Here is a 13,360-nt window from a genome sequence, read left to right on the forward strand (position 1 = left end):
TTGTGGGGAGGTGCGAATGAGATCTGCTGAGATCATGGGCTCGGCACTGTGTGACGACCTCAGCGGTGCCGCGGAGGCCGCTCTGGCTCTTGGTATCGACACAGTCGATCTCGCGCGTTCCGCGCAGAACACGGGGGCGCGGGTGGTCGACCTTGATATCCGTCAGGCCGATCCGGAGACCGCCCGCACCGCCGTTCGAGCGGGGCTGCCACAGCGACGCCAGGCCTTCATCAAGATCGACTCGCTCCTGCGCGGCAACGTCGAGGCGATGGTGCGCGGAGTGCGCGATGTGCGCTCCGGCTTGGTGGTCTGTACCCCGGCGTTGCCGGTCGCGGGCCGCCCCACACTCAACGGTCGCGTGGTGCTGTCGGCCGAGCCCGGTATCGGCGAGCACCGACCCGCCTCCGTCGAGGACGCGCTCGGGGATCTCCCGGTCACCCATGTGAAGCTCGACGAGCTGCGCTCGCCCGGCCTGCGCGATGTGCTCGCGCGGCTCGCGCGTACCGGGCGGATAGCCGTCTGTGACGCGGAGACCGACGCCGATCTCGACCTGCTCGCCGCCGCCACCGTCATGACCGGCGAGGCCGGAGACATCACCGCCGTCGGCTCCGCCGGGCTTGCGGCGGCCTTCGGAAGGATGCGTCCTGCGCGAATCACGCAAGTCCCGTCCACCGTGCCCGCGACAGTGCTCGTCGTGGTCGGCTCCGCCGAACCGGGCGCGCGCCGCCAGGTCGAACTGCTGGCCTCCAGCGGCGCGCGGCTGGTCGAGGTGGACCCGGCGACCCGTGACGTTCCCCGCTTCGAGCTCACCGGGGGCCGCACGGTGCTGACACTGTGCCCCGCGCCGCTCGATCCCACCCGCGCCCGTGCGCTCGCCGTACACCTCGCGGGCATGGTCCGCGAGGTCGTCGCCCGGCACGACGGCCCGCTCCGGCTCGCCCTCACCGGGGGCGAGACCGCACGGCGGGTACTCGACGCGCTCGGCGTACGACGCCTCCACCTGCTCGGCCAGGTGCATCCGGGCGCCGTGCACATGCGCACCGACACCGGACTGGAGATCGTGACCCGGCCCGGCAGCCACGGTGGCCCGGACAGCCTGCTCACGATCGCCGACCAGCTTCACCAGCCTGATCCACAGGAGGAACTGTGAATTCGCCCTTGCCCGCCATAGCCGTCACGATGGGGGACGGAGCCGGAATCGGCCCCGAGGTCGTCGTCGGCGCGCTCGCCGACGCGGCCGTGTACGAACGGTGCCGTCCCCTCGTCATCGGGGACGCCCGCCGCCTGCGCGAGGCCGCCCTGGTACGGGGTGAGACGGTCGAGGTGGTGGCCGTCGAATCGGTGTCCCAGGCCCGGTTCGAGCCCGGCCGGATCGATGTCATCGACCTCGGTCTGCTCCCCGAGGGCCTGGAGTGGGGAAAGCTGAGCCCGGCCGCGGGAGAAGCGGCCTACCAGTACGTGCGTGTCGCGTCCGAACTCGCGGTCTCCCACGAGGTACAGGCCATCTGCACGGCGCCGCTGAACAAGGAGGCGCTGCACGCGGCGGGGCACATCTACCCCGGGCACACGGAGATGCTCGCGGCGCTGACCGGCATCGAGGAAGTGTCGATGATGCTGTCGACGCCCAAGGTCAAGGTCATCCATGTGACCACCCACATCGGCCTGATCGACGCCATAGCCAGGATTGATCCCGGGCTCGTGGAGCGGACCGTGCGGCGGGGCCACAGGGCCATGCGCTCATCGGGAGTCGACGCGCCCGTCATCGGGGTCTGCGGGATCAACCCGCACGCCGGGGAGAACGGCCTGTTCGGTGCCGGTGAGGAGGAGGAGAAGATCGAGCCCGCGCTGGAGAAGCTGCGCGCCGACGGCATCGACGCACGGGGCCCGCTGCCCGCCGACACCGCGTTCTTCCTCGCCGGGCGCGGAGACTACGACCTGATCGTGGCCATGTACCACGACCAGGGCCACGGCCCCGTGAAGGTGCTCGGCATCGAGGCGGGTGTCAACATCACCGTGGGGCTCCCCGTGATCCGCACCTCGGTCGACCATGGCACGGCCTTCGACATCGCGGGAACCGGAACTGCCGAAGTAGGTAGCATGATTGAGGCCCTGCGCCAGGCTGCGGACCTGGCGCCGGTCTCTGTCGGCTGAAGGGACAACGAGTGCCCCGCGATTCCGAACTCCGCAGGCAGGCCATCGTCCAACTGGCCACCACCACAGGGCTTGCCAACGTGGACGAACTCTCCGCGCAGTTCGGAGTGACCGCGTCGACCATCCGGCGTGATCTCGCCCAGCTCGAACGCGCGGGCGCCCTGGCCCGCACCTACGGCGGCGCGATGGCGCTCGTCGCGCACCCGGAAGCCAGCCTCCGCCAGCGCGTCGGCGAGGCGTTCGAGGCCAAGCAGTCCATCGCGCGCTGGGCCGCGCGCCAGATCGGGGCCGGGGAGACGGTGCTGCTCGACGCGGGCACCACCACCGGCGCGCTCGCACACGAGCTGCGGCACGGCCCCGCGCTGACAGTGGTGACCACCGGCATGACGGCTCTCCAGGAGCTCTCTTCGGCCGACGCGGTGACCGTGGAGTGCCTCGGCGGCCAACTCCGGCCGCGGAGCCAGGGTTTCATCGGCCCCCTCACCGAAACCGCCCTGGAACGCCGCACGTTCGACCGGGTGTTCCTCGGCGCGGACGGGGTCACCGCCGAGGACGGCATCTGTGAGGCCGACATCCGGCAGACCCGGCTCAAGGAGCTGATGGCGCGCCGCAGCGACCGCGTCTATCTGCTGGTGCACGGGGCCAAGATCGGTCGTCGTCCGTTCCACGCCTGGGCTCCGCTGCCTCCGAAGTGGACACTGGTCACCGACGAATCGGCCACCGGCGCCGATCTCGACCCGTTCCGCGCGAAAGGGATCGATGTCGTGGTCACCGACGAGAACGGCGACGAGGTGTCCGGCGCTCGGAGCTGACCGCGGGGTGAGGGACGGCGCTCACGCGCCGGTGCGGGCGTGCGTCACCGTGCCCGGCACCGGCGGTTCGGCCGGTGCCGGGCACGGGTCCTGCTCAGCCTCCTGTCACTTCGGTACGAACTTGACGTAGCTGGTACGCAGATAGCTGCTGCCCGCGCTGTTGGAGACCGTTACGTCGCCGGCCGATCCCTGGGCGAACCCGAAGGTTCCGAGCGAGATCCACCGGTTCCCGCCCGCGGTCTGGCCGATGTCCACGGCTTTCGTGCCACCGGCGTGGGTAACGGTGTACCGGGCCGCCGCGGTGCTGTTGGGATGGCTGGGCACCCACGCGAACACCTCGTAGCCGCCGGCCGCCCCCAGCTCGGGGCGCCATGTGGCCGTCGCCGAAGTGTCGTTGCTGGTACGCGTCTTGGAGCCGAGCCAGCCTGCGACGCTCGACCCGGTCCAGGTGCCCTTCTCGATGTAGCCCGGGTCGTCGATGCCGATGATGCTCATGGGCAGTGGCGTGATCCGTACGGACGACGGCTTGGACTCGTTGCCCGTCTGGTCCACCGCGGTGACGGCCAGCTCGTGCTCGGCGTTGTTCGTCAGGTCCTCGACCGGGAAGCCGAGCGCGCGCAGGTGCGCGTCGACCGGGTTGCCGTAGGGCTCGTCGGTGATCCGTCTGCCGTCCACGTACACGTGGTAGCCGTGCAGGTCCACCTCAAGGCTCTGGTCCCAGTACAGCACCGCCGCCTCGTTCGTCGCCTCCGCGGCCACGCGGGCCGGTGGTGCCGGTGGCTTCGTGTCGGCCGGTGTCCTCACCGACAGCGGTGCCGAAGGCGCCGACTCGTTGCCGGACCGGTCTACCGAGGTCACGGTCACCTTGTGCGTCTGGCCGGCCAGCATCTCGTACAGGCGGAACGAGTCGCGCCGCACCGGCTTCCAGGTGATCCGGCGCCCGTCCAGATAGACGTGGTGCCCGAGTACGTCGTCGTCCTGGGCGGGGCTCCAGCGCACATGGAGTACGACGTCGCCGTTCGACGCGTTCGGCTGAACGAAGGCCTGCGGATTCCGCGGCGCGGCGGGCCGCCGCGCGTCGTCCTGGGGCGTGGGAACGAACTTCACGGCGTCCGCGTGCATGAGCCCGTGGGAGCCCTCCTCCCTGCCCAGTTCCACATAGCCGTCAGATCCGGCGTCGAACGGGAAGTTGCCGAGCCGGACCCAGCGGTCCGTCCCGCCGCTCGTGTCCGCCGCCACCTCGGTGGTGCCGCCGGCGTGGGAGACGGTGTAGCCGGCCGGGTCGGGCGTCTCCGTACCCACGCGGGCGAACTTGACGACGTTGGTGCGCAGGTAGTTGCCGCGAGCGGCGTTCGAGACGGTGACGTACCCGTCGGTGCCGGCCGCGAACTCGTACTCGCCGAGCTCGACCCAGTCGTTGCCGCCGGTGGTCTGATCGATGTCGGTGGAGTCGGACCCGCCGGCGTGAGTGACGGTGTACCGGGCCGCTGTCGTGCTGACGGGGTTGGCGGGCGACCACGCGTACACCTTGTACGTGCCGGCTTCCTTGAGTTCCGGACGCCACTCGGCGGTGGCCGAGGTGTCGTTGCTCGTCCTGGTGGGGGTTCCGTCCCAGCCCCGGATACTCGACGCGCCCCACCGGCCGGTCTCCGTGTAGCCGGAGTCGTCGGTGCGCGTGACGGTCTCGTTGTCGCCCGCGGCGTCCGGAAGCCAGGCGTAGACGTCGTAGGTGGTGCGCTTGGGCAGGTCGGGCGTCCAGCGGGCGGCCGAGGCTGAGGCGGTGGCCCAGCGGGTGCCGGTGCCCCGCCAGCCGGTGACCGCGTCCGACGCGCCCCAGGTGCCCCGCTCGCGGTAGCCGTCGTCACCGTTGTCGACGACCACGGCAGGTACGAACTTCGCCGCGTCGGCACGCAGGGTGCCGCCGCCCGGACCGCCGGTCACACGCACGCCGCGGCCGGCTTCGGGCGTCATCGGGTAGGAGCCGAGACTGACCCACTGCTGGCCTGCCCCGGTCTGGTCGACGACGACATCGGTCTCTCCGCCGTCGTGGCTCACTGTGTAGGTGGCGGCCTTGTGCCCGGTCTTCAGGAAGCTCGGATTCCACACGAACACCTCGTACGGCTGGGCGGAGCGCAGCTTCGGTGCCCAGCGGGCCGTCGCACCTGGGTCGTCGGAGCGGCGGAGCTCCTTGTCCTGGTATCCGAAGACCTCGCGGTGCCCGTCCGTGATCTCATCCGCCCACCTGCCTGTTTCGGCGTACCCGGCGTCGCCGTTGTCGACCACGACGGTGTCCGCGGACTCGTCGTCACCGGTGTCCACGGGCGCGTAGTACCGGAAGTAGTCCCAGGTGGTCTCGCCCGGCAGGTTGGTCTCGTCGACCGGGGAGGTGTAGCCGAGCGTGGTCAGCCAGATGTTCTGCAGCCCGTGCGGGCCGGCCTTGGGCAGTGTCTGGGTCAGCTTGCCGTCTATGTAGTACCGCACCTCTGTGGGGGTCCACTCGAAGCCGTAGGTGTGATAGCCGTCGGACGAGTCGGGGCCTTGGTACACCCGGCCGGGGTTCCCCACGTGGTGCGGTACGAACCAGTGCGAGACCTGGGTGAACTCGTCGGGGGTGTGCGAGTCGACCTCGAACCCGTCGATCTCGTTCACCCGGTTGTTCGGCCCCTTGTACTTCGGTGTGTCCGGCACGTAGTCGGCCAGGCCGGTGGTCCACATCGCGGAGTGGAAGCCCTGGTCACCCCAGAGCCGGGCGCGTGTCTCGTAATAGCCGTAGCCGAACGTCCGCTTGCTGATCACACCGCCGCACGTGTACTCCTTCCCGTTGCGGTCCTCGCGCTTCAGCGCGATGCGCATCAGCCCCTGGGACACGGAGACGTTGTCCGGGCTGTTCGAGCAGATCGCCTTCTCGCTCTCGCGGTAGTGCCACTCCGCTTCGTCGAGGCCCTCGCCTTCCGCGTCGACGCCGTCGAACTCGTCGGACCAGGCGAGCTCGTATCCGGGCGCCGGCGCCCCGGCCGGTGCCGCTGTCTCCGGCGCCGCGGCCGGAGCTGCGGACATCGCCGACGACGCGGGCACGAGGGATATGGCGACGGAGGCCGCCAGGAAGGCGGCCACCAGCGTTCTGCGGACGTTCACAACTCGGGCTCCTCTACGGGCGATGAATGGCTCGGGGTGAAGGCGGCCGTAACAGGCTCATGAGGTTTCTCAGGGGGACGTCATGGCCACGTCGTCGACACTGAAGGGCTGGTTGTAGCCCTTGACGCCCCACTTGCCTTCGGCCAGGGACCTGTCGGTGACGCTCATGATCCCTGTGCCGTTGAGCTTGGCGATCAGCCGGGCGTCGTGGAGCTCGAAGCTCAGCCGATAGGTGGTCCCGGGATCGATCGTGGTGCTGTGACTGGCGAGGGTGGTCACCGAACCACCCACCTTCTTGACGAGGGTGACGGTGTTCGTCTCCGGGAAAAGGCGCAGGTAGTAGTAGTTGTCGGCGTCCGTGTAGCGTCCGACGATGCCGGCTCCGCCTCCGGTGCCCGACAGTTCGACAGCCGCGGAGAGCGTCGTGCTCCGCCACTTCGGGAAGTGCGTCGCGGTGGCGGTGTAGAGGGAGTACACGTCCCCGGAAGCAGTGTTGCGGTACGCGTGGTCCGCGCCGTCGGCCGTGACGGACCAGGAACCCCCGACGGGGGTCCAGTTCGCCGCTGTACCGCTTTCGAAGTTGTTGTGGTAGCTGGTCAGTGAGGCGGGCACCGATGCCGGGACGGTCGCGGGAACGGCGCCGTCGCTGGAGTAGTAGCGGACCCAGTCGACGTTCATGGTGCCGTAACTGTGTCCGGCCGGATCGGTGAGTCCGTCCAGCCGGCCCGCCTGCGGGATGGTGGACAGCCAGATCGACATCGGACTGTTCGGAATCGAGGTGTGGGCCAGCGACCCCTGCTCGGTGCCGTTCAGGAAGAACGTCGTCTTGCGCGGTTCGTACAGCACGCCGTACGTGTTGTAGTTCCTCCCGTCCGGGGTGCCCATGGTGCGCCGCTCGGAGGTGGACTGCTTGATGTCCTCCTGGCCGGACAGCCAGGTGAGGTAGCCGCCGTGGGTCTGGCCCTTGAACGACTCGACGATGTCGATCTCGGTGAAGCCGGCGTTGTAGTCGGGCTTGGCGTACTGGCCGTCCCAGATCTGCGTCCAGAACGACTGGTGGAAGGGTCCGGTGTTCGGGGGAAGCTTGACCCGGGCCTCGTAGTAGCCGTAGCCGAAACGCTTCTTCGTGGTGATACCGCCGCCTCTGAAGCTTGAGGTCTCCGTATTGGCGGTCGAAACCCGGGTCTGGTCGATGCTGAGACTTCCGCCGGTGACCTTGACGTTGTCGTCCGAGACCCAGGAGCTCTGGCGGGTGCGCCACGCGCTGGCGTCGAGGCTCGTGCCGTTGAAGTCGTCGGAGAACACGAGCTGGTAGCCGGCCGGCGCGGTGGAGCCGGGCGGAGGATCGGCATGGGCGGGCGTGGTGAGTGTCGCCGCGGCGAGGGTGCCGACGAGGACGGCACCCGCGCATGCCATCACCCGTGTTCTTGCGCGAAGCAGAAGACTCAACGGCTTTCCTGTCTCTGGAAGCGGCGTGCGGGCAGATGACGTCATCAGCTCTCCGATAGGAGCATCCCTATGGTGAATGACACATCCGAATTGCTCGCAGCGTAGGAGTGTTCATGGATGTCGTCAATCACGTTGCACGCGAATCTTGTTGCAGGCGATCGGCCGGCCCGGTGGCTCATCGCAGAGCGGTGCCGGAGGTACGTGTGAGGAGCCCAAGGTCCTGGCGGGTGGGCAGGCCTTCCCAGTCCCCGCGTGTTCCCACGCAGAACGCCCCTGCGGTGGCCCCGCGCCTCAGACGCTCCCGAGGGGGCAGGTCGTTCAGCGACGCGGAGAGGTAGCCGGCCACGAAGGCATCACCGGCGCCGACGCTGTCGACCACGTTGACCGGGAGGGCGTCCTGGTGGTGTTCCGCGTCCGCTGTACGGCAGTACGCGCCGGCGGCTCCGGCGGTGACGACCACCTCGGCGATCCCGCAGGCGAGCAGGTCGGACACCGGATCCGGTGCGTCCGTGAGGATGTCGAGTTCGTCGCTCGACGCGAACACGATGTCGGCCGAAGGCAGCAGGGGGCGGAGGGCCCCTGCCGCTTGCCGGCGGGTCCACAGGCGGCTGCGGTGGTTGACGTCCAGGCTCACCCGGACTCCCGTGGCGTGCGCGGCAGTTGCCGCCGCGAGCGTCGCCGCCCCGGCCGCCGGCGAGAGGGCGGGGGTGATCCCGGTCAGGTGCAGCAGCGACGGTGAGGCGTCCTCCAGTGCGGCAAGGCACTCCTCGGCGGTGAGCAGTGAGCCGGCGGACCCTCTGCGGTGGTAGCTGACTCGCGTGATGTCATGGACCGGCTGGTCGAAGGCGACGAGTCCGGTGAACGACTCCGCCGTGGAGCGGACGAAGCGGGTGTCGACTCCTTCGGCACGCAGTGTTCGGCGGATGAGCCGGCCGGGCTGGTCCTCACCGACCACGCCGAGCCATGCGACGCCGTGGCCGAGCCGGGCAAGGCCGATGGCAACGTTGCTCTCGGAGCCGGCCACGGACAGCCGCGCGGCCCCGCCGAGTTCGAGGGGTACGGGGGTGCGCACAGACACCATCGCCTCGCCGATCGTAAGAACGCCGCTCATCGTGTCTCCTGCCGGCGGTCGCGACCCACGGCGTGGCGGGGCTCCACTGCTTCGAGGAATGCCGCGGCGCGTTTTGCCAGGTCGTCCTGTGCCTGCGGTGCGTCGGTGGCCCCGGCGGGGCCGAGGAGTGGGGACCCGACGCCGACGGCGACAGCACCCGCCGCGAGGTACTGGGGTGCCGTTTCGCGGTCGATGCCGCCGACGGCCACCAGTGGCGCCCGGGGCAAGGGGCCACGCAGTTCGCGCAGGTAGCCGGGTCCGTGCTGACCGGCCGGGAAGACCTTCACAGCCGTGGCGCCGAGGTCCAGCGCGGCGATGACCTCCGTGGGGGTCAACGCGCCGCACAGGAGCGGGACTTCGGTCGCGGCGGCGCGGCGGGCGCCCGGTGTGATCCCGGGCGTGACGATGAAACCGGCGCCCGCGGCGGAGGCGGCGTCGGCCTGGTCGGCGGTCAGTACGGTGCCCGCGCCGATGAGTACGGCGGGCGGGCACTGCGACCGGGCCCGGGTGATCGCGCCGAGGCCGCCCGGCGTGGTCAAGGAGACCTCCATCGCCGTGACGCCGGCGTCGATCAGGGTGCGCATACAGCGCAGGGCCCGCTCGGCACTGTCGGCACGGATGATGGCGAGGAGTCCGCGCTGTGTGATCTCTTCCAGCAAATTCATGCTATTTCCGGTTCTGGGTCATGTCGCGGCAGCGGTCACGGTCCGGTGAGGGGCTTGACCAGCCCACGGTGGATGGATGTTTAATCCATCATGCGCAAGTATTGAACCGCAATACGAATCTCACACTCTGGAGGCACCATGCGGGTCACGCAGGTTCGGACATACGTCCTGAAACAGCCCACGGAGTCTGCCTATCTGGGCAAGCTGAACGACGGATCGGCGCCGGCGCCGGACCTGGGCTACTTCGTGCGCCCGCCGTGGCGAAGCCTGTACTCGGCCCATATGGAGACCGTCCTCGTCCGCGTCACGACAGACGAAGGGGCAGAAGGGTGGGGCGAGGCGCTCGCTCCGGTCGGTCCCGAGGTTGTCGCCGCGATCATCGACCGCATGCTGGGACCGTGGCTGGTGGGCCGGGATCCGTCGCAGGTCCGGCCTCTCTGGGACGGCATGCGCGATCTCATGCGTGAGCGCGGCCATTTGACGGGGCATCAGGCAGACGCTCTGGCCTCTCTGGACATCGCCTTGTGGGACCTGGCGGGCAAGGCGGCCGGTCTTCCCGTGGCCCAGCTTCTTGGCGGGGCCTACCGCACCGAGATCCCCGCCTACATCTCCGGTCTGCCCGAGCCGACGGACGAGGGCCGCGCCCGGCTGGCCGCCGAATGGGCGGCTCGGGGGGCCTCCATGGTGAAGCTCGCTCTCGGCAACGGCATCGACGAGGACCTCGCCACCTATGACGCGGTGGCCGCTGCCGCGCCGAGTCTGGGCATCGCGATCGATGCCCACTGGGTCTACTCACTCCCCCAGGCCCTGGAACTCGGGCGCGAACTCGACCGCCGGCGCGCCCTGTTCTTCGAGGCCCCCCTGGCGCCCGAGGACATCGCCGGCCACCGCGAGCTGGCATCCCGCCTCACCACCCCGGTCGCGGTGGGTGAAGCCATGCGCAACCGCTACGAGTTCCGCGACTGGTTCGACCACAGGGCCATGGGGCTGGCCCAGCCGGACGTCGCCCGCACGGGGATCACGGAGGCCATGACCATCGCCACGCTGGCCGACGCCCGCCACATCCCCGTGGCCTGCCACCACTCCGTGGGCCTCGGCGTGGCGCTCGCCGCCGGGCTGCACGTCTCCGCGGCCGTGGCCGACAGTCCCTTCTTCGAGTCGCAGCCGACCACACTGCCCTTCGCGCAGCGGATTCTGCGGACCCCGGTCAACAGCACTGCCGCCGGGTTCACCTTGCCGCACGGGCCAGGGCTGGGCATCGACATCAACCAGGACGTCCTCGACGACCTCGTTCAGGGAGGCTGACCATGACACGCACCGCCACCCCCATCGGACTCGTACCGATCCTGGCCACGCCGTTCACCACCTCCGGTGAGCTCGACCTGCCCTCGCTGCGCTCCCTCGTGGAGTTTCAGCTCGACGCGGGTGTGGACGGCCTGGCGGTCTTCGGCATGGCGAGCGAGGGCTTCGCGCTCGCCACCGACGAGCGAGCCGCCATCCTGCACGCGGTCAGAGACGTGGTGGGCGACGACCTGCCGATCGTCGCCGGAGTGAACGGCACCAGCACGGTGGTAGCCATCGAACAGGCCCGGCACGCCGCGGCCGGTGGAGCCGACCAGTTGATGGTTCTCCCCCCGTACCTCGCGAAGCCCAGCCAGCGGCAACTTCTCGAATTCTTCGGCGAAGTGGCGGCGGCGACAGACGCGACGGTCATGGTGCAGGACGCCCCCGGGGTCACCGGCGTCACGATCGACGTCGCGACGGTGGCGGCCCTGGGCCGCGTTTCCGGCATCACCTCGGTGAAAGTGGAGGCGCCGCCCACCCCCGTCAAGGTGGCAGCGGTGACCAAGGCCATCGACGACCTGGCGGTTCTCGGCGGTCTCAACGCCGCCTCACTGATCGAGGAGTACGACAACGGCAGCGTTGGCACCATGCCGGCCTGCGAATACTCCGACCTGCTCCGCGACATCCTCGACGACCTGGCCGCCGACCGGCGCCCTCAGGCACGTTCGGCGTTCGGCCGTCTGCTGCCGCTGATTCACCTCGGCATGCGCCCCGGCCAGGCGTGGGCGGTGCACAAGGAGGTGCTGCGCAGACGGGGGATCATCGATTCGGGCCGGGTCCGGCTGCCCGCACAGGAACTTGAGCCGGTCACGGCCCGTGCGCTTGACGAGATCCTGGCCGAACTGCGGCTTCCTTCCTGGCAGAAGGTACCCGCGTGAGCCGGTCGGTGCTGCTGATCGGCAGCTCTTCTCCGATCGGGCAGGCCATCGCCGCCGGCTTCGCCGAGGCGGGGGACAGGGTCGTCGGCATCTCGTTGGACGGCACGGCCGACGACCCTCACCTGGTGGAGGCACTCGCTCTCGACGTCAGTACCGAGGAAGGGGCTGACGCGGCGGTGAGCCGTACCGTGGAACGGCTCGGCTCCCTCGACGTCCTGGTCCTGGCCGCTTCGGTGATGGCGCCGGCGCCGGCGCATGCCGCCACCGCTGACGACTGGCATCGCGGTATCACCAACACCCTGTACACCGCCTTCTTCCCTGCCCGAGCTGCTTTGGCGGTTCTGCCCAGGGGAGGCAGCATCGTGGCGGTGAGTTCCGTCAACGCCACCCTTGCCGCGCCGTGGCTGCCCGCCTACTCGGCGGCGAAGTCCGGGGTCGAGGGGTTGGTGCGGCAGCTGGCGCTGGAGTACGGCCCACGCGGCATCCGCGTCAATGCCGTGGCTCCGGGGATCATCGACAACGACGACCTTCCGAAGGTCACCGAGGGGTACCCGCTGGGCCGGGTCGGCCGACCCGGTGACGTCGCCGGCGCGGTGTTCTACCTCGCGGCGGCCCCGTTCGTCACCGGCGTCGTACTACCGGTCGACGGCGGCCTGTCCATCGCTTCTCCCGCCGCGTTCCTCCGCCCCGACCTGCGGAGCAAGCTCCTGAGGGACTGATCGGCTCCAGGCATGCCGAAGCGGGGCGCGGGCACGTGGCCCGTGCCCCGCTTCATGCGGGACGGAGGTGCGCGGGACGACCGGACAGCCTGCTTCTACGCGGTCGGCTCTCCCGGGATCTGGGCGCGGTGGGCGGCAGGCCCGCCCACCGCGACCTCGACGGTGTAGGTCCAGCCTGACGCGGCCTCGCCGGGCAGCGTGGCAGTGCAGATGACAAGGCGCGAACCCAGCAGGGCGCACGAGGTCGGCCGGGAACAGGGCATGGTGACGCGCTGGAGCACCTGGCCTTGTGGGTTCAGGCGGACGACGGCCGCGGCATCCCACAGCGCCACCCACAGACAGCCCTCGTCGTCGACGGTGATCCCGTCCGGGACACCGGCCGGCACGGACAGCGGCGGTCCGGCCGGTCCGAGCAGTTCACCGGAGGCCGCCTTGACGCGGTGGATCAACCGGTGGCCGCTGTCGACGGCGTAGCACGTCGAACCGTCGGGGCTCCAGGCGATGCCATTGGCCGCGAGCATCCCTGCCCGGACGACGCGGCCGCCGACGGATGTGCCCTCGTGGTCGAGTACATGCAGTCTTCCCCACGGCTTGAGAGGGCGGGGAACACTCATCGAGCCCACCCAGAAGCGTCCCTCCGCGTCCACGGCGCCGTCGTTGAGACGGGCCGTGTCCGTATCGGGCTCAAGGACGGCCAGCGGGGTCGGCGCCGTGCCGGCTCGCCAGTGGAACACCGTCCCGCCGGACGCGAGCAGCCACCCACCGCTCGTGGTCCGCACGGCGCAGCCCAGCGGGCCGGGCACCTCGATGAGCGGTTCGGCCTCAGGCTCCCATGCCGCTACGGGATCGTCGGGTGCCGCGTGGGCGAGCCAGAGACGTCCGGCGACCAGGTCGACCCAGCTCACGGTCTGCGTCTCGGCATCGAAGCGCGGAGACTCTCCCAACTCCGCGCGAGCGAAGCGTGTGCGTACGATCTCCTTTTCCAGGGCGTTGTCTCCCACTAGGCCGTGTCGTCGAAGTAGCGTCGTCCGCCTGCAAGGCGGGGCCTGCGGCGTCTGGTGCGGTGCATCGCAAGGCGGAGGATCGTGCTCGTACT

The 13,360-nt window shown here is 69.9% G+C and carries 11 protein-coding genes; 6 read left to right on the forward strand and 5 right to left on the reverse strand.

From position 1 onward, the window contains the following. The first annotated feature begins 16 nt into the window (after window positions 1-16). From ACFWV8_RS16395 to ACFWV8_RS16405, 3 genes are read left to right on the forward strand one after another with little or no spacing between them, the layout of a single operon-like run. Window positions 17-1,150 carry a four-carbon acid sugar kinase family protein gene (locus ACFWV8_RS16395; RefSeq protein WP_384201816.1) on the forward strand — a complete coding sequence of 378 codons (1,134 nt, stop codon included), beginning with the start codon at window positions 17-19 and terminating at the stop codon, window positions 1,148-1,150. Beyond that, entirely contained in the window at window positions 1,147-2,151 is a 1,005-nt protein-coding gene (gene pdxA / locus ACFWV8_RS16400; protein WP_384201819.1) for a 4-hydroxythreonine-4-phosphate dehydrogenase PdxA, read from the forward strand. The genes ACFWV8_RS16395 and pdxA overlap by 4 nt, the downstream gene beginning before the upstream one ends. 11 nt (window positions 2,152-2,162) lie before the next feature. Beyond that, complete coding sequence (locus ACFWV8_RS16405) at window positions 2,163-2,963, forward strand: DeoR/GlpR family DNA-binding transcription regulator (RefSeq protein ID WP_384201822.1); 801 nt, start codon at window positions 2,163-2,165, stop codon at window positions 2,961-2,963. Between the two features lie 105 nt (window positions 2,964-3,068). Here ACFWV8_RS16405 and ACFWV8_RS16410 read toward each other — a convergent pair whose 3' ends face one another. From ACFWV8_RS16410 to ACFWV8_RS16425, 4 genes are all read right to left on the reverse strand, one after another. Continuing rightward, window positions 3,069-6,098: a family 16 glycosylhydrolase gene (locus tag ACFWV8_RS16410; RefSeq protein WP_384201825.1), complete on the reverse strand. Its 3,030-nt coding sequence runs from the start codon at window positions 6,096-6,098 to the stop codon at window positions 3,069-3,071. A 69-nt stretch (window positions 6,099-6,167) separates the two neighbouring features. Further along, window positions 6,168-7,514: a family 16 glycosylhydrolase gene (locus ACFWV8_RS16415; RefSeq protein ID WP_384201827.1), complete on the reverse strand. Its 1,347-nt coding sequence runs from the start codon at window positions 7,512-7,514 to the stop codon at window positions 6,168-6,170. Between the two features lie 208 nt (window positions 7,515-7,722). Next, window positions 7,723-8,658, reverse strand: coding sequence for a sugar kinase (locus ACFWV8_RS16420; RefSeq protein ID WP_384201830.1), 936 nt, complete (start codon window positions 8,656-8,658; stop codon window positions 7,723-7,725). After that, window positions 8,655-9,323, reverse strand: coding sequence for a bifunctional 4-hydroxy-2-oxoglutarate aldolase/2-dehydro-3-deoxy-phosphogluconate aldolase (locus ACFWV8_RS16425; protein WP_384201832.1), 669 nt, complete (start codon window positions 9,321-9,323; stop codon window positions 8,655-8,657). The genes ACFWV8_RS16420 and ACFWV8_RS16425 overlap by 4 nt, the downstream gene beginning before the upstream one ends. Window positions 9,324-9,461: 138 nt before the next feature. Between ACFWV8_RS16425 and ACFWV8_RS16430 the strand changes: the two genes are divergently transcribed. From ACFWV8_RS16430 to ACFWV8_RS16440, 3 genes are read left to right on the forward strand one after another with little or no spacing between them, the layout of a single operon-like run. Further along, window positions 9,462-10,628, forward strand: coding sequence for a mandelate racemase/muconate lactonizing enzyme family protein (locus tag ACFWV8_RS16430; protein WP_384201835.1), 1,167 nt, complete (start codon window positions 9,462-9,464; stop codon window positions 10,626-10,628). Window positions 10,629-10,630: 2 nt separating this feature from the next. Continuing rightward, window positions 10,631-11,545: a dihydrodipicolinate synthase family protein gene (locus ACFWV8_RS16435; protein WP_384201838.1), complete on the forward strand. Its 915-nt coding sequence runs from the start codon at window positions 10,631-10,633 to the stop codon at window positions 11,543-11,545. Beyond that, a complete protein-coding gene (locus ACFWV8_RS16440) occupies window positions 11,542-12,264 on the forward strand; it encodes an SDR family NAD(P)-dependent oxidoreductase (protein ID WP_384201841.1) in 723 nt (240 codons plus the stop codon). Before ACFWV8_RS16435 ends, ACFWV8_RS16440 begins: the two co-directional genes overlap by 4 nt. 95 nt (window positions 12,265-12,359) lie before the next feature. On the opposite strand, the gene ACFWV8_RS16445 is transcribed toward ACFWV8_RS16440, so the two are convergent. Further along, a complete protein-coding gene (locus ACFWV8_RS16445; protein ID WP_384201844.1) occupies window positions 12,360-13,265 on the reverse strand; it encodes an SMP-30/gluconolactonase/LRE family protein in 906 nt (301 codons plus the stop codon). Window positions 13,266-13,360: the final 95 nt, after the last annotated feature.

The organism is Streptomyces sp. NPDC058665, assembly GCF_042714995.1.
Classification (GTDB): Bacteria; Actinomycetota; Actinomycetes; order Streptomycetales; family Streptomycetaceae; genus Streptomyces.